Here is a 17,651-nt window from a genome sequence, read left to right as displayed (position 1 = left end):
CTCCTTCTTGCTGTCCTTTCAGTTGGTGATGAGTGCGGCATCAGGCCGCCTGCTTGAGCGCCTCGGTCTGCTCGATCACGCCGAGGATGTCGCTCTCCTTCATGATGAGCAGTTCCTCACCGTCGATGCGGACCTCGGTGCCCGACCATTTGCCGAACAGGATCCGGTCGCCGGCCTTGACGTCGAGCGCGGCGATGGTGCCGTCCTCGGCGCGGGCGCCCGGACCGACGGCGACGACTTCGCCTTCCTGCGGCTTTTCCTTGGCGGTGTCGGGGATGATGATGCCGCCCGAGGTCTTCTCCTCGGCTTCGATGCGGCGGACGACCACACGGTCGTGCAAGGGACGGAAATGCATGCATAACCTCCATGTTGCATAGCGATATGATAAGCCGGCGCGCCTGTCCGGGACGCGCGGCGCCGATGAGCTAGGAAGCGGAATTTTTTGCTTCAAGAGGGTCGACGAAAATTTTTTCGCATTCGCGCCAGCGCAAAACAAATGCCCCTTATCAAGGGGCTGACACCTCTTGACTCGTCTCGCTTCCTTTCCAAAATCTCTGGTCGCGGCAGCCTGCCGCACGACAGGAAAGGAAAGGCTACAAGGAAGGAGGCACGATCATGTCCGAGCCATTTTCCCGTTTTCTTCATCCCTTCGACGTGGCGCGTCACCCGAGCCTCGAGCCCGAGGTCAAGCGCGCCCTTCTCGCATCCTGGGCATCGGATCGCTCGGCGGTCCGCAACAAGCCCGCGCTTCGCAAACCCCCGGGGGCGAGGCGAGCGGTGCCAGTCGACGATGTGCTCGCGGCGCTTCGGTCGCTCGACGGGGGCGAGACGCGCGCGCCATGACCGACCGCGCGCTGATCGCACAGTTGGACGGCTACGGGCTGACGACCGCCGAGATCCATTATTACCGGCCCGATCATCCCTCGCTGCTCCAGCTCTTCGTCTGGCAGGATTATGATCTGCCACCGGATTTCCCGGTGCTGTTCGACTTTCTTGCCATGTGGCGGCGGCAGATCGAAGCCGCACTCCATTCGGTGCGGATCGCGCACGATATGCTGATCGGACCCGCCGAGTGGAGTGCGGCAGATATCATTCGCTCGCTCGATTGAGATCGGGGCGGCGGCCGCCACCGTCCGGCGTTTAAATGCAATTTGATATTGAAGGGCGGGGCCAACGCTGAACGGCGGCCCCGCCCGTTGTTACGCTTTTTGGAGCGTCTTTTCGTTCGACGATCCGATCCGGCGCGGCTCGGTGTCGCCGCCGCCGATCTCGATCTTGCGCGGCTTCATCGCCTCGGGGACGACGCGGCTGAGCTCGATCGAGAGCAGCCCGTCGGCGAAGCTCGCGCCGCCGACCTCGATATAGTCGGCGAGCTGGAAGCGGCGCTCGAACGCGCGGCGCGCGATGCCGCGGTGGAGATAGTCGAGCTTGGCGTCTTCCTCGGCGGGCTTGCCCGTGACGCTGAGCTGGTTCTGCTGCGCGACGATCTCGATCTCGTCGGCCTTGAAGCCAGGCACCGCCAGCGTGACGCGGAAGCGGTCATCGGCATCGCGCACGATGTCGAAGGCGGGAAAGCCATCGGACGTTTCGCCGCGCTGCCCCTTCTCGAGCAGGTCGAAGAGATGATCGAAGCCCACCGTCGAGCGGCGGTAGGGGGTGAAGTCAAAATCGGTTCTCATTTCCAAATCCTCCTGATTGAAGCAATTCGGGCATGAGATGCGCCGGGACTTAGAGCCGGCGCTCTCTATGTCCTCAGGACCCGGAAAATCCGGCATCCGGGAAAAAATTAGGAAGCCATTTTTTCGATTTCAAGAGGTCGCGCGCGCGAAGATTCTGGATGCGCCATGTTCCGAAAATCCGCAGCGCCAAAGTGCGGAGCCGCAACGCGCGCGGCTCCGCGATCGGGTCAGGCGACGCGACTGTCGCCGGTATCGCGGCTCCATGCCGCGATCTGGTCCTTGATCGCCAGCTTCAGCTTCTTGAGCCGCGCAATCAGGACTTCGTCGGGCTGGCGGCGCTGCGCCTCCCGATCGATCTCGGCGTCGAGGCGGGCATGCTCGCGCCGCAGATAATCGATATGTTTGCTGGACATCTTCTTCTCCATGCCAAGTTGAGGATGTTGCAGCCCGAGCGGCTGCGGCGTGGATGTAGGAAAGCTATGGTCGGGATTTCAAGGGGTTGAAGTGTCCGCCTGTGGGAGACTGTCGGAAGCTGTGAAGAGCATCGCGCGGCGCCCCGCAGGGAAGGCACGACAGCCGGCATTGGGAAGCAAAGATGTAGAGGCGATCGGCGCGCTACAGCTAAATCGTCACAACATGGGTTAGTCGCTGCAACCCGGTCCGGCGACCATTGTTTCGGTAGCATGCCGACTCGCGAGGAACAGCTTTACCCGCTCTTACGGCGCGTCGCCGGCGCCATTTGCGCTGTTCGCCTTCCTGGCCGCGCCTGGGAATATGCGCTGCGCCGGAGCCAACCGGCATATGCTTCAGAATGGGAGTGATGGATGTGACCATGAAAGCACAGAAGCTTGATACGATTAGGGTCGAGAAACCCTGGGGCGTCGATCGGCTTCCTCCGCCCTTCGATGCACGGACTGGTGGCCGCGTCGGCGAAATCTGGTTTCGTCCGGCCCAATCCAATCCGCTGCTCGTGAAATATATCTTCACGAGCGAGCGCCTGTCGATCCAGGTCCATCCCGACGACCGGCAGGCGCAGGCGCGCGGACTTCCCGCAGGCAAGGAGGAATGCTGGTACATTCTCGACGCTGAGCCGGACGCGGTGCTCGGAATTGGTACGCTTCGCGCGCTCGGCGAGCGCGAACTCGCCGATACCGCCCGCTCGGGTGCTATCGAGGCGCTCATGGAGTGGCATCCCGTGCGGGCGAACATGTTCTTTCATATTCCGCCCGGAACCGTCCATGCAATCGGTGCGGGGGTCACGCTCGTCGAAATCCAGCAGAATGTCGATGTTACCTATCGTCTCTACGATTACGGCCGCCCGCGCGAGCTGCACCTCGCCGATGGGACGGCGGTCGCGAAGGCCGCGCCAATGTCACGCGATCTCTGCCGCCAAGTCGATATCGCAGAGAGTGCGTTGTTGCTCGACAGCCGCCATCTCGTGGTCGCGCACCTGAACGCCAACGACCTTTCGCCGCTTGCCGATGCGAGGGATGGGGCGATGATCGTCCCACTCAGCGGCACGGTCGCAGCTGACGGCGTGACCGCGCAGGCGGGCGAGTGCCTGTGGACCGAGGACGTCGCTACCATCGAGGCCGGAGCCGGCGCGCGTTTTCTGGCGGGTTGGCACAAGCCTTGACGCCCTGCGCGACCTTGGCGCGTCACCGATGGAGGGCGATCCGCCTGCGCCAACTGGCCTGGCACCGTCCTGCCGCCCGAGACGCCTAGCGAGGCGCGTCGGCTGCCGCGCATGTTACAGGGTTGATCGGCTATCCGCCCGAGGCTTTCTCTACGGCGCTTCCCATCTCCTCTCCGAGGCGCACCGGCCGTTCGGGAAACCAATCGGGGTTGAACGCGATCGCTTGCTTCTCGAACAGCATCACGATCGTTGAGCCGAGGAGAAAGCGACCCATCTCGTCGCCCTTGCGCAGCGCGACTTCATCGGGGGCGTAGGACCACGACGATATCTTGCCCGATCGCTTCGCATTCACCACGCCATGCCATGACGTTGCGATGCTGCCGACGATGGTCGCACCTACGAGTATCATCGCGAAATGGCCGTGAGTGGGGGACTCGAACAGGCATATGACCCGCTCGTTGCGCGCGAAAAGGCCGGGCACCCCGCGCGCGGTCGTCGGGTTGACGGAAAAGAGCGAGCCCGGGACGTGGATCATGCGTCTGAGCTCCCCGTCGCACGGCATGTGCAGCCGGTGATAATCCTTGGGCGAAAGATAGAGGTTGGCGAAACTGCCGTCGCGAAACGTCGCGGCGAGGGCAGCGTCGCCGCCCAGTATCGCGGTGGTGGTGAAACGGTGGCCCTTGGCCTGGACGATGTGATGATCGTCGATGGCGCCGAACTGGCTGATGGCACCGTCGACCGGACAGATGAAATCGGCCTCCGCCCGCGGGCGAGCGCCGGCTTTCAGCGGACGCGTGAAGAAGTCGTTGAAGTTTGCATAGCTGCGGATGTCGGGATTTTCCGCTTCGCTCATGTCGACGCCATATTTGGCGACGAGCCATTGGATCAGTCGCGGGGTCAGCCGGCCCGACGACGCGGCAACACGGCCGGCGAATTCGGTCAGCCGCCGCTTCGGCATCGCATGCTGGGCAAGAATTGTCAGGCGCTCGAACATGATATCATCCGTTGGTCGATCCTTCGGAGGGAAAGCCGATCGCCTGGGGAGAGACGACGGCGCCCGCCTCTTCGTTCCGGCGGTGATGCTTTATCCCGATGTCGTGGGGTAAGGAAGGCGCATGGCCGGGAGCGGAAAATAATCGGGTAGGGCGCGCGCTCAGTCTCGCCGGGCCTTTAGCGCCCCTCCCGCCGAACGGACGAAGCGGTAACTCTTCTGCTCATAGTTCCGCGCGCGCAGGAAGTTGTGGGCGTTGTTGATCATGATGTCGCTCATGATCTCGATCGTGCCGCATCCGCCCTTGGCGAGAGCCGTCTCGGCGGCGGTCAGGAGCGCCGTCCCGATGCCGCGCCGCCGACGCTCGCCGTCGACAAGCAGCAGGGTGACGCGGCCGACGAGGCCGTGCTGCAAGGTCGGAACGACCGCCCAGGCGCAGCATCCGACCAGCCCGCCGGCATCGGCGACGAGAAGCCCGGCCTTCGCTTTGCCGATCGCCTCGATATTCGCATCGATCGATATGCGCTTGGGCGGCTCGGCAAGCTGGGCGAGCAGACGGGCGAGAGCTTTTCGGTCCTTGCCCGTCGCGGGCCGCAGGCTGAGCTCGGATTCCGGCAGGACTTCGGGTTTGACGATCCTCAGCACCGGCTTGGCTTTCGGCGGCGGCGGCGGATCCTGCCGCCTTCGTGCAGGCTCGGGTGACGGTAGCGGACTCGTTTTTCCGCGTCGGCGGATAGGCGAATGCTCCTCGATGGGTTCGGCGGCTTTGGGTGCCTTCTTGGCAGACTTCGCCGCGGGTTCGCGTTCGGCCGAGAGTTTCCAGCTGTCGGCCGCGCCGCCGCGAAGATAGTGCGCGATGTCGGCGGCGCTTGCCATGAGCCCTTGTTCGCCGATCCCGAGGAGCGGCTTGCCCGCCGCATCGGTGAGGCCGAACTTCCCATAGTCGCCGACGCCCGGCGTTCGCTTTCGCGACCGGACGAGTTTCATCCCGCGGTGTTCGGCGATTGCGCGAAGCTCGTCGGCTGTCGGCTCGGTTGTCATCGATCAGGGCCGGCAAGGAGAGGCGGGGCGGGTCTGCGGGGAGGGGGCGCTCGCTCGGACCGGCGGCGCGCGCTTGCCCGCGCCCTGGTGGGAACCTGTGCGGCTGCGACGCGCTCTGCCCATATGCGCGCGCGCCGCTTCACCCGCTCGACCATGATCGACCATGTCGCCTATGACGAGGCAGCGTCGGTGCTTTCCATCAGCTTCCGGGACAGCGGCAAATATCTTTATCATGGCGTCCCGCGCGCGATCTACGACGGGCTGTGCGCCGCGGATTCGCTCGGCGCCTATTTCAACGCGCATATCAAGGATCATTTCCGCTGCGAGCGCGACCCGGCGCGCCGGCGGTTCGGTCCTGGTGCCTGACAGTGGGGCGGTGACGATCGCCCCTGCGGAGGCGCCGCTCATGCGCGCTTGCGCGCTGCCGGCTTGGCGGGCGTTTTTTTCGCCGGGGTCTTTTTGGCGGGCGCCTTCTTGGCGCTGGCGGCCTTGGCCTTCCCACCGCCGTCGCCGATCGATTTCTTGAGCGCCGCCATCAGGTCGACGACGTTCGATCCGCTCGGCGCCTTCTCGTCCTTCCCGTCGTCGAGATTGAGCGTCTTGCCCTTCTTCTTGCGCTCGATAAGCTCCTTCAGCGCCTCGACATAGCGATCGTGAAAGTCGCTCGCGTCGAACTTGCCCGTCTTCTTGTCGATCAGCGTCGTCGCGAGGTCGAGCAGGTCTTCGTCGGGATCGCTGTCGGCAATGTCGCGGAAATAGCTCGCCGCCTTGTTGACCTCGTCGGCATAGCGCAGCGTCTCCATGACGAGACCCCGGCCGCACGCCTTGATGCTGACGACATATTCACGGCCGCGCATCGCGAGCTGGCCGAGACCGACCTTGCCCGTGCGGCGCAGCGCCTCGCGCAGCACGATGAACGCTTCCTCGGCAAGGTCGTCGGCGGGGACGACATAATAGGGCTTCTCGAAATAGATCTCGTCGATATCCTCGGCCTCGACGAACTGCGTGAGCTCGAGCGTCTTCTTGCTCTCGAGCTTGACCCCTTCGATCTCCTCGTCGTCGAGCAGCACATATTGGTCCTTGGCATATTGGAATCCCTTGACGATCTCGTCGACGTCGACCGGGCCGACGCCGGGGACGACCTTTTCATATTTGATGCGCTTGCCGGTCGGCTCGTGGATCTGGTTGAACGCGATCGTCGCCCCGCTCTTCGTCGCCGAATAGATCTCGACCGGGATCGAAACGAGCGCCAGGCGGATCTGGCCTTTCCAATAAGGGCGCGCAGCCATCGTCACTCACTCCTTTGCCAATGCTCCTTCAATGCGCGCGGTCGCCGAGCGTTCCGCGCCGGCGATGGGAAGGTAAGCCCGATCGCCGCAACGGGATCGAAAGCGGGAGCTGGAAATGGCCGGACAGTCGCGAACGCGCGCGCCTGCCGTTTTCGCGGCCCGCGACTTGCCGATCCGAGCTTGTCAGACGGTCCAGCGCGCGGGCGCGAGCGCGATGGCGATCGGAGGATGCACCCGCTGCCATTTCGTTGCGGCGAGCACGTCGTTGCTCTCCTTCGCCTCGCGGCCCGGCCCAAGCGACCAGGTGATATGATAATGGCTGCCGTCGCCGCGATCGGTGGTGCCCCCGATGCGCACGACGAGCGCCTGGACGCCCGCGCCGTCGTCGACTTCGCCGACGATCTCGCCCGCGTGCGCGGCGGGTAGGGGCGTGTCCTCGGCGGTCCCGAAGCGGAGCGTCACATGGTCGGCAACCAGCTCGGCATAGCGCGGTTCGAACCGTTCGATCAGCTGGTCGCGCTCGGCTGGTGGCAGCTTCCAGCCGGCGATGGTGCGCGTCATGACGCCTTGCGCTTTCGCTTTGTGGAGCCCGCGCCAAGTTCGATCCAGGCGGGCGCATGGTCGCTCGTCTTGTCGAGCGCCCGCGGGCGGGTGTCGACGCCGGCTGCCTCGAGCCGCTTCGCCGCGGGCTTGTTTAGTAGCAGATGGTCGATGCGGATGCCGGCATTGCGTTCGAACGAGCGCCGCCAATAAGCCCAGAAGCTGTAGATGCGCTCCTCGGGATGCAGGTGACGGATCGCATCGGTCCAGCCCTGGTCGAGGATGCGCCGGTAGGCGGCTTTGGCTTCGGGCGCGAAGAGCGCGTCCTTCTTCCAGTTCGCGGGCTTGTACACATCGAGGTCGGTGGGAATGACGTTGAAGTCGCCGCAGATGACGATGGGGGCATCGAGGTCGAAGAGCGTTGTCAGATGCGCGTCGAGCCGCGCCATCCACTGCATCTTGTAATCGAACTTCGGACCGGGCCAGGGGTTGCCGTTGGGAAGATAGAGGCCGGCGACGAGGATGCCGCCGACCGCGGCCTCGATATAGCGGCTCTGCTCGTCGCCGGGATCGCCGGGGAGCCCGCGGCGCGTTTCGTGGATTTCGCCGACGCGGCTCAGCATCGCGACGCCGTTCCAGCGGCTCTGGCCGTGCCAGATCACGTCATAGCCCGCGTCGCGGATCGCCTTCTCGGGGAATTTCTCCTGAGGGGCTTTCAATTCCTGCAGGCAGACGATGTCGGGCTCGGCCTGCGCGAGCCAGCCGAGCAGAATGTCGAGGCGGCCGCCGATGCCGTTCACATTATAGGTCGCGATCTTCACAGGTCGGGCAGCGTCTGGTCGGCGCGGCCCCAGCCTTGCAGGGCCTTGAGGCTCGCGCGCTTCAGAAGCTCCTTCGCGTCGGTGATGCGGAAATGCGACGGCTTGTCGATCGTCTCCATTTCCTTCCAGCTGATGGGCGCGGCGACCGGCGCGCCCTCGCGGGCGCGCGCCGAATAGGGCATCACCGCGGTCGCGCCGCGCTGGTTGCGGAGATAATCGACGAAGATCCGGCCCTTGCGCTGCGCCTTGGGGAGGGCGGCGGTGAAGCAGTCGGGATCCATTTGCGCGACGGCGCGGGCGAGCCGGTGCGCGAAGTCCTTGACCTCGGGCCATTCGGCGCGCGGCACGAGCGGGGCGATCACATGGACGCCCTTGCCGCCGGTTAGCATTGGAAAGGTCTCGAGGCCCATCTGCTTCAGGATGTCGCGGAACTGGAAGGCGGCGCTGCGCACCGCCTCGAAATCGAGACCGACGTCGGGATCGAGATCGAAGACGAGCCGATCGGCCTTCTCGACATCCTCGATGCGCGCGCCCCAGCCATGGAATTCGATCGTGCCCATCTGGACGCAGGTCATCAGGCCCTCGGGCGTGTCCATGTAGAGATAGGGCTGGTTGTCGCCATCCTTCTCCTCGATCGCGACCTGCTTCACCGAATCGCCGAAGCTTCCGGCATCATGTTTCTGGAAGAAGCATTTCTTGGCGCGGCCCTGCGGACAGCGCACGAGGCTGATCGGGCGCGAACCCGCCCACGGCAGCATGATCGGCGCGAGTGCGGCATAATATTCTGCAAGCTCGCCCTTGGTGAGCCCCGCCTCGGGAAAGATGACGCGGTCGGAGTTGCTGATCGGAACGGGGAAGACGCTCGTCGCCACCGCAACCTTTTCTTCGCTCTCTACGACCACGGCCTCCGGCTTCTTGTCTTCGCGAAGTCCGAGATAGCTCGGGTGGCGGAGCGTGCCCTCGTTTGTCATCTCGGTAAAAGCGATCTCGGCGACGAGCTTCGGCTCGATCCAGTGCGCGCCGCGCGTCTCGGTGCGGGGCGCCTTCACCGTCGGCTCCTTTCGTTCGAGCGGCTTCATCATCGCCTGGAGGCGGAAGAGCTCCTCGGTATCGAATCCGGTCCCGACCTTGCCCGCGTAGCGCAGCGCGCCCTTCTCATGCACGCCGAGCATGAGCGAGCGGAACGCGCGCGACTTGTCGGAAGGCGTCCAGCCGACGATGACGAACTCCTGCCGCTTGATGCACTTCGCCTTGAGCCAGCTTCCCGCGCGCGAGCCGACATAGCGCGCGTCGGCCTTCTTCGAGATGACCCCTTCGAGACCTGCGGCGCAGAAGCTTTCAAGCAGCTTCTCGCCGCTGCCCTCGATATGGTCCGAGAAGCGGATATGCCTGGAGGCCTTGGGAAGGATTTTGGCGAGATGCGCCTTGCGATCGAGGAGGGGGAGGGGGGTCAGATCCTCGCCGTCGAGCTCGAGGAGATCGAACGCGAAATAGTCGATGCTGTCCGGGGTGGCCTTGAGGGCGTTTTGCAACGACTGGAAGCGCGAGCGGCCTTCAGCATCGAGCACGACCGCTTCGCCGTCGATCAACGCACTGTCCACCTTCAGCTTTGCGGCCTCGGCGAGGAGCGGCGCGAAGCGCTCCGACCAGTCGAGACCCGAGCGCGTATAGGCGCGGGCCTCGCCGCCGCCGACCGCGATCAGCAGGCGGTAGCCGTCATATTTCATCTCGTGAACCCAGCCCCTGCCGGCGGGAACGCTGTCGACGAGCGTCGCCAGCTGGACCGGACGAAAGGGCGGGGGAGCCGCAGCCCTTCGTTCGCCGCGCTTCGAAGAGGGGGCGCGGTCTGCAGCGCTCGGTGCGGCGGTCTTTCTGGCCATGGACTCAAGACCATCCGGCGCCGCGATCGTTCCCGGTGGCGGGGCAACTTGCCCGCCCCGCCATGCGTTCCCATTTTCGTCCCCGAGACATGGAGCTTCAACATGGCGAATGGCTGGGCGCGCGACGGCGCCGTTCAGGCGCAGATCGACGACACGGTGAGCGATGCCGTCAAGGAGGCGCGCCTGCGGCTGCTGTCCGGCAAGGGCGCGGACTATTGCGACGATTGCGGCGAGCGGATTCCGGAGGCGCGGCGAAAGGCCTTGCCTGCGAGCCGTACCTGCATCGGGTGCCAGACGCTTCGCGACGCCGAACGCCGTCCGGCCGGTTTCAACCGCCGGGGAAGCAAGGACAGTCAGCTGCGCTGACCCCTTGGGAAAGCGGGCCGCGGCATGGATTTCAGGCGCGCGCCTTGGCTGCGGCCCGGACCTCCTGCGATCGGTCGAGCGCGATAACGAGGATATCGTCGCCGTCGACGATGACGCCGACATTGTCCATGCCGACGAGCGACACGCGTTTTCCGGGCGCGCGGACGAGGCAATTGTGGCTGTCGTGTGCGAAAAGATCGTCGCTGCAAGCATTACCGGCTGCGTCGGCACCTGCGAGCGCGTGCACCGCCTGCCAGCTGCCGAGGTCCGACCAGCCCATCGACACGGGGACGACCGCGACGCGGGCGTCTTTCTCCATCACGGCATAGTCGATCGAATCAGAGGGCGCCTGTTGGAACGGCGCGCTTGCCGCGTGCAGGGCATCGCAATCGTGCAGCGCATTGGCGACCGCGGCTTCCGCCGCGCGATATATGGCCGGGCAATGCGTGAGCATCGCCTCGCGCATGCGACCGGCCCGGAAGAGGAAGATGCCGGCGTTCCAGCTGTAGCCACCCTCGCGAAGCATCGCTTCGGCATCGGCGAGCGGCGGCTTCTCGACGAAGCGGGCGACGGCAAATCCCCTGTCGCCGAGCGGTGCGCCGCTGGCGATGTAGCCGAAGCCGGTGTCGGGCCGATCGGGGGCGATGCCGAATGTGACCAGCCAGTCGTCGCGCGCAAGATCGGCGGCTTTGGCGATGGCGCCCCGGAAAGCGGCTACATCGGCGATGACATGATCGCTCGGCATGACGAGCAGCAGCACGTCATCGGCCGACGAAGCGACCGCGAGTGCGATGGCGGCAGCGGTGTTGCGCGCCGCGGGCTCGACGATCAGCCGAAGATCGCGACCCTCGGATTGCTCGCGCACCATCGCGACATGCTCGGCGCCGCACACGATGAGCGGCTCCGAAAAGCCGGCTCCGGTTGCCCGATCGAGCGTGCGGGCGAACAGGCTCTCCTTTCCGATGATATCCAGAAACTGTTTGGCACGCGCGCCGCGGGAAGCGGGCCAGAGGCGCGTACCCGCGCCGCCGCAAAGGATGACGGGCTGGATCGTCGCAGACATAGGATCAACCTTCCAGGATCGGGCGGATGGGCGCGAGTTCGACCCGGTCGCGGCGCGCCGAGACTCTCCGCCGTTTTCGAAATTAGCGACCGGCTGGACCATGTCCGCACGAACGCCGCGCAAGCGAGCGAGTTGCCCCTGCTTATGGGAAAAGGCCCGAAATCCCGGTCTGATTAACGCAGGTTATACCGATTCCTCGCATGCGTGGTCCGGATTGAGCTTGGCCCCGTGTCCTGTCGCGCCGGAAGATTGCGAAGTCGGCGAGAAGAATGCTTTAACGACGAAGGTTGGGGAGGCTTGCCGGTCGGACTTTACCTCCGCCTGATGCAGCCCGCCGGGGCGCCGGGGCGTTGAACAGGCATGAACCAGAGCGACACATTTCTGATGCTGGCCGGTCAAGAACTGAAATTCCTCTCCGATCTCATCGCGAGGATCGATCAAGGCCGCCTTGATCCTGTCGGCCTCGACCGGGAGGCCGCGATCCTCCTCCTGCGCGAGGTAGCGGCGGAGCGCCGAAGCCTTGTCGATCGGCTGAAATCTTATGATGGTGACGGCAGCGCTGCCTGGACCGGAGCGCCCGTATAGGGGCTCTTTGTCGGTCCTTGCTAATCTCGTCCGCCGCTATCCCTTGGCATTTCGGCGGCGCGTTTCCCAACCCTTTTTCGCGGCCGCCGATCGCTTTTCGCTGCTCTTGCCCGCACCGCTTTTGCGGCCACCTTTTCTCGAGGCTTCATGGGTATCGGGCTGGCCACGGCCGGAACCCGACTTGTTGCCGCCGCCCGACTCCTTGTTCACCGTTGCCCATGCGCGGCTCTCCGCTTCCTTCTTGCCGAGGCCGCGCTTCTCATAACTTTCTTCGATATGCTCGGCCTTGCGCTTTTGCTTGTCGGTGTAGCTCGATTTGTCCCCACGGGGCATGACAATTCTCCCTATCCGGCCCCCTTTGGTCAACCAACGGAACATCTTGGGGTTCCGCTAAAGACGCTAATCGGTGACATGCAAGACCTCGCTTCCGGAGACGGACACGAGCGCGCTGGCCGTGTCGGCACCGCGTGACAATCGTTGCGAGCGGCGGCGGCGCCCAGCTATGATTGCCGCTCGGCGCGGTCTATCCGTTGACGACCGTTCCGCCGTTCGGGTGGAGCACCTGGCCCGACATGTAGCTGCTGTCGTCGCACGCAAGAAAGAGGAAGCTCGGTGCGACCTCGTTGGGCTCTCCCGGTCGCTTCATCGGCGTCGTCTCGCCAAAACTTTCAACTTTTTTGGCTGGCGCTCCGCCGCGTGGATTGAGCGGGGTCCAGATCGGGCCGGGCGCGACCGCATTCACCCTGATGCCCTTCTCGATCAGATTCTCGCTTAGCGAGCGCGTGAAGGCGGTAATGGCGCCCTTGGTCGCACTATAGTCGAGCAGACCACCGCTCCCCTGATACATGGTCACGCTCGTGCAATTGATGATCGCCGCGCCTTTCTTGAGATGCGGCAGCGCAGCCTGCACAAGATAGAACATGCCGAAGATATTGGTGGCGAAGGTGCGCTGCAGCTGCTCCGGGCTGATGTCGCGAATATCGTCCGCCGGATGCTGTTCGCCCGCATTGTTGACGAGAACATCGATGCGCTTCAGCTTGCTCACGACCTTGTCGACGATAGTCTTTCCGGCGCTGGTTTTGCCCACGTCGGCCTTGACGAGGATCGCGGTGCGCCCTTCGGCGCCTACGAGCGAAGCCGTTTCCTCGGCATCGGCCTTGTTGCTCTTGTAAACGATGGCGATATCCGCACCTTCGCGGGCGAACAATACGGCTACCGCGCGCCCGATCCCGCTGTCGCCGCCGGTCACGATCGCGACCTTGTCCTTGAGCCGATCGGAACCGGCATAGCGCGGCTCCCATTTCGGCGCGCGGTCGAGATCGGATTCCCGGTCTTTCGGCGGCGTGCGGATCGTCTTCGTATCGCCGACCTCCTTCCGCAGTTTCCTTGCCGCCGTCTGTTTTCCGCGCTTCTCGGACGCGGTTTCTCCGACCTTTCCGGCCTCTGATTTGCGTGCCATTGCCGACTCCTCCTGTTCTGCCTGTCATCGACAAACCGGCGGTTCCCACACTTGGTTGCGGAGCACTTGGCTCATGCCGAGCTGCGCTGCGGCGGTGGTCTGGAAATGCGCGGCCGACTTTCTACCTATACAGCGTTGCAATCCTTACCGCCCGGGGGCGCGCCCTGCGCCGCCGAAGCTGAGAGAAGAAGCTTGTCGAAGATCGTGAACGGTGCCAGCCTGCAACCTCGCTCCGGAGGCGCCCCCAAAAACATCGTGCTGCTGCTCCACGGCTTCGGGTCGAGCGGCTCCGACATGATTTCGCTGGCGCCGCAGTGGCAGGAGGCCTTGCCAGACACGCTGTTTCTTGCGCCGCATGCACCGCAGCGATGTTCGATAATGGGCGGGGGCTACCAATGGTGGGGGCTGTCGGGTTTCGCCCCGGCGGCGTTGGCTGCAGGCGCTGCGTCGGCAGCGCCGGCGATCGACGCGTTCATCGATCGCAAGCTCGCGCAATATGACCTCAGCGAGGCCGATCTCGCCCTTGTGGGTTTCAGCCAGGGCACGATGATGGCGCTTCAGGTCGGCCTTCGCCGCCCCCGCGCCGTTGCCGCTATCGTCGGCTATTCGGGCATGCTCGCGGGCGCGGCCGATCTCGCGCATCATGTTCCGTCGAAACCGCCAGTCCTGCTGGTGCACGGCACGGCCGACCCCGTCGTGCCGATCGCGGCGCTGCACATGTCCGAGAGCCAGTTGAAGCGGCTCGGCGTCGAGGTCGAGACGCATATCTCCTACGGCGTCGCGCACAGCGTCGACCCGGTCGGACTGCGGACCGGCCGCGACTTCGTGACCGGCGCCTTTGCGAGAAGCTGCGGCTGAACCGCGCAGCTTCGTCACGGCGGCATCGGGCGCACGGGTGTCGGCGAGCGACGCGGGGTGGCCGGGAAGGGAAAGGGGGGCACCCGCGGCGGGGTGGGAGCCGCGCGGAACTGCCGGGTGCAGCGGGCGTTGGCCTGATAGGTCAACATTCGGGGACAGGCATCATGAACAAGCTGCGGCGGCTCGAGACATTTGCGCGGACGGGGTGGTTCGCGCGCGGCGTCGTCTATTGCCTGCTGGCATGGATAGCGCTCACCGGTTCGTCGGCCGACGACGCCAGTCCGCAAGCCGTGTTCCGCTCGGTCCGCGATATGCCCGCTGGCTCGATCCTTCTTGCTCTTCTCGCGATGGGTCTGGGTCTTTACGGCGCCTATCGCCTGTACGGGGCGGCGCTCGATAGCGAAAACAAGGGAACCGGTGCGAAGGGCGTCGCTGTGCGGATAGGTTATGCCGCGAGCGGCGTCGCCCATTTCATTCTCGCCTGGGCGGCGCTTCGCCTTGCCTCGGGCGGCGGCGCCGAAGACGGCCGCGAGAAAGAGGCGGCGGGCATGCTGCTCGACCTGCCGCTTGGCGGCCTGCTCCTCGGGCTCGTCGGCGCCGCCTTCCTCGCGGCGGCCGGGCAGCAGGCGGTCAAGGCCTGGACCACCGATTTTGCGAAGGATCTCGATGCGGCAGCACCTGCATGGGCCGTGCCCGTGGGGCGGGCGGGGCTTGCTGCGCGCGCGGTCGTGTTCGCGGTCATCGGCGCCTCGCTCGTGCGCGGCGGCTGGTTCGGCGCTGCCCGCGAGGTCAAGGGCCTCGGCGACGCGCTCTCGGCGCTCACCGACAATCCGCCGCTCTATCTGCTCGTTGCCGCGGGGCTGTTCCTGTTCGGCGTACATAGCTTCGTCGAGGCCCGCTGGCGGCGGCTTCGCGATGAAGATATGATCGCTCGGATCATGGCTGCGCGACGCTGACGATGCCCATCGCGCAGGCCCGCGGAACCCTGTGGGCTTCGCCGCGTTAGCAGGGCAGTCATCAACAGGGAGAGTCTCGATGAAAAAGCTGTTTGTAACCCTCGCCGCAACCTCGGCCCTTGCGCTCGGCGCCTGCCAAAGCCCTGCCGCCGACAAGGTCGAGGATCAGGCCGAAGCGAAGGCCGAGGCGATCGACGATCAGGCCGACGCGATGCCCGAAGGTCCCGCCAAAGAGGCGATGGAGCAGAAGGCCGATGTCGTCGAAGAGCAAGGCGAAGAAAAGGCCAACGCGATGGACGACAATGGCGAGATTGCTCCGTCCGAAACCGGCGTCGGCGACACCCAGAAGAAATAAGACTGCCTTCCCTAAGGGCAGGGTGAAGGGCGCCGGTTCCGGCGCCCTTTATCGTTGCGGTGGCCCGTTCAGGCTGCTGGCAGTTGGCGCCGCGGGGATAAGGCAAGGGAACGCGGTTCGGCGTCGCTTCTCAGCACAGCGTCCGATCGAGAAAGTCCCTGATCAGCGGGACAGCCTCGTCGAGGTTGGTTTCGAGAAGCCAATGGCCGCCGTCTAGCATATGCAGCTCGGCCCCAGGGAGATCGCGCAAATAGGCGCGCGCAGACTTCTCGGGCATATAGAAATCCTGCGGACCCCAGACGATGAGCGTCGGAGGGTGGTGCTCGCGCAGATAGCGTCGATGCGCGCCGAACCACGAGCGATTGGCCTTGAGGCCGGCGATAAGGTCGATCGCGATCTCGCGGCGCCGCGGGTTGATCAGTGACCAGTGCAGCTTCCAGAGGTCCGGCGGAATGCGCGGCACGAGATCGGGCCGCACGTCGTTCAGAAACTCCTCTCGAAAAACATCCTCGCTGATTGCCTTGCCGATCTCGGCGCTTATCTCGGGTGCGGGAAGCGACCAGCTCTTCTCTATCTCGGTATATTTGTCGCCCAGCGCATCCTCATAGGGAATGTCCCCATTCTAAATGATCTGCGCGAGGATGCGTTCAGGCCGCATGATCGCGAGACGTGCGCCGATCGGCGATCCGAAATCGTGAAGATAGAGCACAAAGCGCTCGACGCCGAGCGCACGCACGAACCCGTCGAGAAGCTGCGCATAGCCGTCGAAGCTATAGTCGAAATGCTCGGGCGTATCGCTGTAGCCCATGCCCGGATAATCGGGTGCGAGCAGCCGCCACCGATCGCCAAGCCGCGGCAGGAGATTGCGAAACTCGAACGACGAACAAGGATAGCCATGCGGCAGCAGCAGGACCGGAGCGTCGGGCGGTCCCGCCTCCCTGTAAAAGATATCAACTCCGCCGACATCGATCCGCCGATGGAGAGTTTCTCCGTTCACAGTCGATGCTCCTCGCGCGTCAAGATCTCAAGGGGCTGGCAGTTTCACTTCGGGCAGCGCATCGAGGTCGGCCTTGGTCATGCTCGTCTGAAGATCGGTGTCGTCGCCACGTACGATAGGTTTGAGGCCCTGCACCGGTACATGAACATAGCGGTCGGGACCGACGCCATCGAGCTCGACGAGGAGACGGTCCACCTTTTCGTCGGCGCCGCGTAGCACCTGCGATACGTCTCCGAGATCCTTCCCGTCCGCGCCGACAATATCGGCATCGAGGAGTTGTGCCTCACTGAGGCCGAGCGCCGCAGGGAGGGGGCCGGCGACCGTCGCACTGGTCTCGGCTGCACGTTCCATCCTGTCCTCCGCAGCTTCCTGCTTGCTGTCGCAAGCGGCGAGAAAAAGTGCGGCGCCGGCACTGAGGATGAGGATGCGCATGTCTTGTCCTTTCAGTAGCGGATCGAGCTTCGGTTCGACGCGGCGGAACTCGAAATCGTCATGATCTGACCTGGAAACGCCCCGCTGCAAAAGCGGTTGCGATTTTGCCCCGTGCGGCTCTTGGGGCGCGGTCTTCATCTACGCCTCAGCCCGCCTCCGTGACCCCCTCGTCGAGCCCGCGCGTCTTCGGTCGCAGCGCCTTGTAGCGCGGAAGGAACGCCATCATCGGCATCCAGCTCGGCGCCTCGGCGGTATAAAGGTGGAAGGCTGGTGCAATCTCTTCGGGATCGTCCAGCGTCCCCGCCGCAATATCGATCTCATCGGCCTGGTGGCGCACATGGATCGCTAGCGGCGAGCCGCACGTCCGGCAGAAGCTGCGCGTGCCGAAGCTGGTCGATGCGAAGCGTCCTATATGCTCTTCGCCCGCAACGATGCGGTACCGGTCGAGATGGACCGTCGTAAAGACCATGCCGCCCGACCCCGAGACATGCTGACAGACACGGCAGTGACACCAGCCGCTATCATATGGCTTTTCCTCAAGGCGGTACCGAACCGCGCCGCAAGCGCAGCCCCCATCGAGCGCAACCTCTCCGGCGCTTGCATTGTCGCTGTCGGAAGCTTTCGGCATGGAGCTCGCCTTTCTCGCGGCGCGGGTATCGGAGAGGGTAATGGCAGACCGATGGGGTGGTGGCTTCTCTTTGTC

At 64.7% G+C, this 17,651-nt stretch carries 25 protein-coding genes; 9 read left to right on the top strand and 16 right to left on the bottom strand.

Annotated elements, in window-relative coordinates:
* Window positions 1-40: 40 nt before the first annotated feature.
* Window positions 41-355, bottom strand: a complete 315-nt coding sequence (gene groES / locus V6U71_RS13370; RefSeq protein WP_411338916.1) for a co-chaperone GroES — start codon at window positions 353-355, stop codon at window positions 41-43.
* 260 nt (window positions 356-615) lie between these two features.
* On the opposite strand from groES, the gene V6U71_RS13365 reads away from it, so the two are divergent.
* Together V6U71_RS13365 and V6U71_RS13360 are read left to right on the top strand one after the other, a co-directional pair.
* Complete coding sequence (locus tag V6U71_RS13365) at window positions 616-843, top strand: hypothetical protein (RefSeq protein ID WP_056350214.1); 228 nt, start codon at window positions 616-618, stop codon at window positions 841-843.
* Complete coding sequence (locus V6U71_RS13360; protein ID WP_062179463.1) at window positions 840-1,109, top strand: usg protein; 270 nt, start codon at window positions 840-842, stop codon at window positions 1,107-1,109. The genes V6U71_RS13365 and V6U71_RS13360 overlap by 4 nt, the downstream gene beginning before the upstream one ends.
* Window positions 1,110-1,199: 90 nt before the next feature.
* Here the strand turns inward: V6U71_RS13360 and V6U71_RS13355 are convergent, their stop codons facing one another.
* Both V6U71_RS13355 and V6U71_RS13350 read right to left on the bottom strand, forming a co-directional pair.
* The gene (locus tag V6U71_RS13355; protein WP_411338915.1) at window positions 1,200-1,679 is read right to left on the bottom strand and encodes an Hsp20 family protein; all 480 of its coding nucleotides are present in this window, start codon (window positions 1,677-1,679) and stop codon (window positions 1,200-1,202) included.
* Window positions 1,680-1,906: 227 nt separating this feature from the next.
* Window positions 1,907-2,092, bottom strand: coding sequence for a YdcH family protein (locus tag V6U71_RS13350; protein WP_054733396.1), 186 nt, complete (start codon window positions 2,090-2,092; stop codon window positions 1,907-1,909).
* A 407-nt stretch (window positions 2,093-2,499) separates the two neighbouring features.
* Between V6U71_RS13350 and V6U71_RS13345 the strand changes: the two genes are divergently transcribed.
* A complete protein-coding gene (locus V6U71_RS13345) occupies window positions 2,500-3,315 on the top strand; it encodes a class I mannose-6-phosphate isomerase (protein WP_411342355.1) in 816 nt (271 codons plus the stop codon).
* A 130-nt stretch (window positions 3,316-3,445) separates the two neighbouring features.
* On the opposite strand, the gene asd is transcribed toward V6U71_RS13345, so the two are convergent.
* The gene (asd, locus tag V6U71_RS13340) at window positions 3,446-4,309 is read right to left on the bottom strand and encodes an archaetidylserine decarboxylase (protein WP_411338914.1); all 864 of its coding nucleotides are present in this window, start codon (window positions 4,307-4,309) and stop codon (window positions 3,446-3,448) included.
* A gap of 159 nt (window positions 4,310-4,468) precedes the next feature.
* Window positions 4,469-5,347, bottom strand: coding sequence for a GNAT family N-acetyltransferase (locus tag V6U71_RS13335; RefSeq protein WP_411338913.1), 879 nt, complete (start codon window positions 5,345-5,347; stop codon window positions 4,469-4,471).
* A gap of 123 nt (window positions 5,348-5,470) precedes the next feature.
* Between V6U71_RS13335 and V6U71_RS13330 the strand changes: the two genes are divergently transcribed.
* On the top strand, window positions 5,471-5,713 hold the full coding sequence (locus tag V6U71_RS13330; protein ID WP_411338912.1) for a KTSC domain-containing protein: 243 nt from the start codon (window positions 5,471-5,473) through the stop codon (window positions 5,711-5,713).
* Window positions 5,714-5,751: 38 nt separating this feature from the next.
* On the opposite strand, the gene V6U71_RS13325 is transcribed toward V6U71_RS13330, so the two are convergent.
* From V6U71_RS13325 to ligD, 4 genes are all read right to left on the bottom strand, one after another.
* Window positions 5,752-6,636 (bottom strand): Ku protein, encoded by an 885-nt coding sequence (locus V6U71_RS13325; RefSeq protein ID WP_411338911.1) that lies wholly within the window; start codon window positions 6,634-6,636, stop codon window positions 5,752-5,754.
* A gap of 183 nt (window positions 6,637-6,819) precedes the next feature.
* The gene (locus V6U71_RS13320) at window positions 6,820-7,197 is read right to left on the bottom strand and encodes a hypothetical protein (RefSeq protein WP_411338910.1); all 378 of its coding nucleotides are present in this window, start codon (window positions 7,195-7,197) and stop codon (window positions 6,820-6,822) included.
* Window positions 7,194-7,997, bottom strand: coding sequence for an exodeoxyribonuclease III (gene xth / locus V6U71_RS13315; protein ID WP_411338909.1), 804 nt, complete (start codon window positions 7,995-7,997; stop codon window positions 7,194-7,196). Before xth ends, V6U71_RS13320 begins: the two co-directional genes overlap by 4 nt.
* Window positions 7,994-9,877: a DNA ligase D gene (gene ligD, locus V6U71_RS13310; protein WP_411338908.1), complete on the bottom strand. Its 1,884-nt coding sequence runs from the start codon at window positions 9,875-9,877 to the stop codon at window positions 7,994-7,996. The genes xth and ligD overlap by 4 nt, the downstream gene beginning before the upstream one ends.
* A 102-nt stretch (window positions 9,878-9,979) precedes the next feature.
* On the opposite strand from ligD, the gene V6U71_RS13305 reads away from it, so the two are divergent.
* Window positions 9,980-10,243, top strand: a complete 264-nt coding sequence (locus V6U71_RS13305; RefSeq protein ID WP_411338907.1) for a DksA/TraR family C4-type zinc finger protein — start codon at window positions 9,980-9,982, stop codon at window positions 10,241-10,243.
* 31 nt (window positions 10,244-10,274) lie between these two features.
* On the opposite strand, the gene V6U71_RS13300 is transcribed toward V6U71_RS13305, so the two are convergent.
* The gene (locus V6U71_RS13300; protein WP_411338906.1) at window positions 10,275-11,306 is read right to left on the bottom strand and encodes a mannose-1-phosphate guanylyltransferase; all 1,032 of its coding nucleotides are present in this window, start codon (window positions 11,304-11,306) and stop codon (window positions 10,275-10,277) included.
* A gap of 360 nt (window positions 11,307-11,666) precedes the next feature.
* On the opposite strand from V6U71_RS13300, the gene V6U71_RS13295 reads away from it, so the two are divergent.
* Window positions 11,667-11,891 carry a hypothetical protein gene (locus V6U71_RS13295; RefSeq protein ID WP_411338905.1) on the top strand — a complete coding sequence of 75 codons (225 nt, stop codon included), beginning with the start codon at window positions 11,667-11,669 and terminating at the stop codon, window positions 11,889-11,891.
* Between the two features lie 36 nt (window positions 11,892-11,927).
* Here the strand turns inward: V6U71_RS13295 and V6U71_RS13290 are convergent, their stop codons facing one another.
* Both V6U71_RS13290 and V6U71_RS13285 read right to left on the bottom strand, forming a co-directional pair.
* Window positions 11,928-12,224 carry a plasmid stabilization protein gene (locus V6U71_RS13290; RefSeq protein WP_411342354.1) on the bottom strand — a complete coding sequence of 99 codons (297 nt, stop codon included), beginning with the start codon at window positions 12,222-12,224 and terminating at the stop codon, window positions 11,928-11,930.
* Window positions 12,225-12,414: 190 nt separating this feature from the next.
* Window positions 12,415-13,350, bottom strand: coding sequence for an SDR family oxidoreductase (locus tag V6U71_RS13285; protein WP_411338904.1), 936 nt, complete (start codon window positions 13,348-13,350; stop codon window positions 12,415-12,417).
* 192 nt (window positions 13,351-13,542) lie between these two features.
* On the opposite strand from V6U71_RS13285, the gene V6U71_RS13280 reads away from it, so the two are divergent.
* From V6U71_RS13280 to V6U71_RS13270, 3 genes are all read left to right on the top strand, one after another.
* A complete protein-coding gene (locus V6U71_RS13280) occupies window positions 13,543-14,208 on the top strand; it encodes an alpha/beta hydrolase (RefSeq protein WP_411338903.1) in 666 nt (221 codons plus the stop codon).
* 164 nt (window positions 14,209-14,372) lie between these two features.
* The gene (locus tag V6U71_RS13275; protein ID WP_411338902.1) at window positions 14,373-15,164 is read left to right on the top strand and encodes a DUF1206 domain-containing protein; all 792 of its coding nucleotides are present in this window, start codon (window positions 14,373-14,375) and stop codon (window positions 15,162-15,164) included.
* Between the two features lie 79 nt (window positions 15,165-15,243).
* Window positions 15,244-15,519 (top strand): hypothetical protein, encoded by a 276-nt coding sequence (locus V6U71_RS13270; protein ID WP_054727924.1) that lies wholly within the window; start codon window positions 15,244-15,246, stop codon window positions 15,517-15,519.
* A gap of 130 nt (window positions 15,520-15,649) precedes the next feature.
* Here V6U71_RS13270 and V6U71_RS13265 read toward each other — a convergent pair whose 3' ends face one another.
* From V6U71_RS13265 to V6U71_RS13250, 4 genes are all read right to left on the bottom strand, one after another.
* On the bottom strand, window positions 15,650-15,997 hold the full coding sequence (locus V6U71_RS13265; protein ID WP_411338900.1) for an alpha/beta fold hydrolase: 348 nt from the start codon (window positions 15,995-15,997) through the stop codon (window positions 15,650-15,652).
* A 144-nt stretch (window positions 15,998-16,141) separates the two neighbouring features.
* Window positions 16,142-16,516, bottom strand: a complete 375-nt coding sequence (locus V6U71_RS13260) for an alpha/beta fold hydrolase (protein WP_411338899.1) — start codon at window positions 16,514-16,516, stop codon at window positions 16,142-16,144.
* A gap of 27 nt (window positions 16,517-16,543) precedes the next feature.
* On the bottom strand, window positions 16,544-17,086 hold the full coding sequence (locus tag V6U71_RS13255) for a PRC-barrel domain containing protein (RefSeq protein WP_411338898.1): 543 nt from the start codon (window positions 17,084-17,086) through the stop codon (window positions 16,544-16,546).
* A 7-nt stretch (window positions 17,087-17,093) separates the two neighbouring features.
* Entirely contained in the window at window positions 17,094-17,576 is a 483-nt protein-coding gene (locus V6U71_RS13250; protein ID WP_411338897.1) for a GFA family protein, read from the bottom strand.
* Window positions 17,577-17,651: the final 75 nt, after the last annotated feature.

This window comes from Sphingopyxis sp. J-6 (genome assembly GCF_046603995.1).
Taxonomy (GTDB): Bacteria; Pseudomonadota; Alphaproteobacteria; order Sphingomonadales; family Sphingomonadaceae; genus Sphingopyxis.
This window is presented reverse-complemented; position numbering and strand designations above follow the sequence as displayed.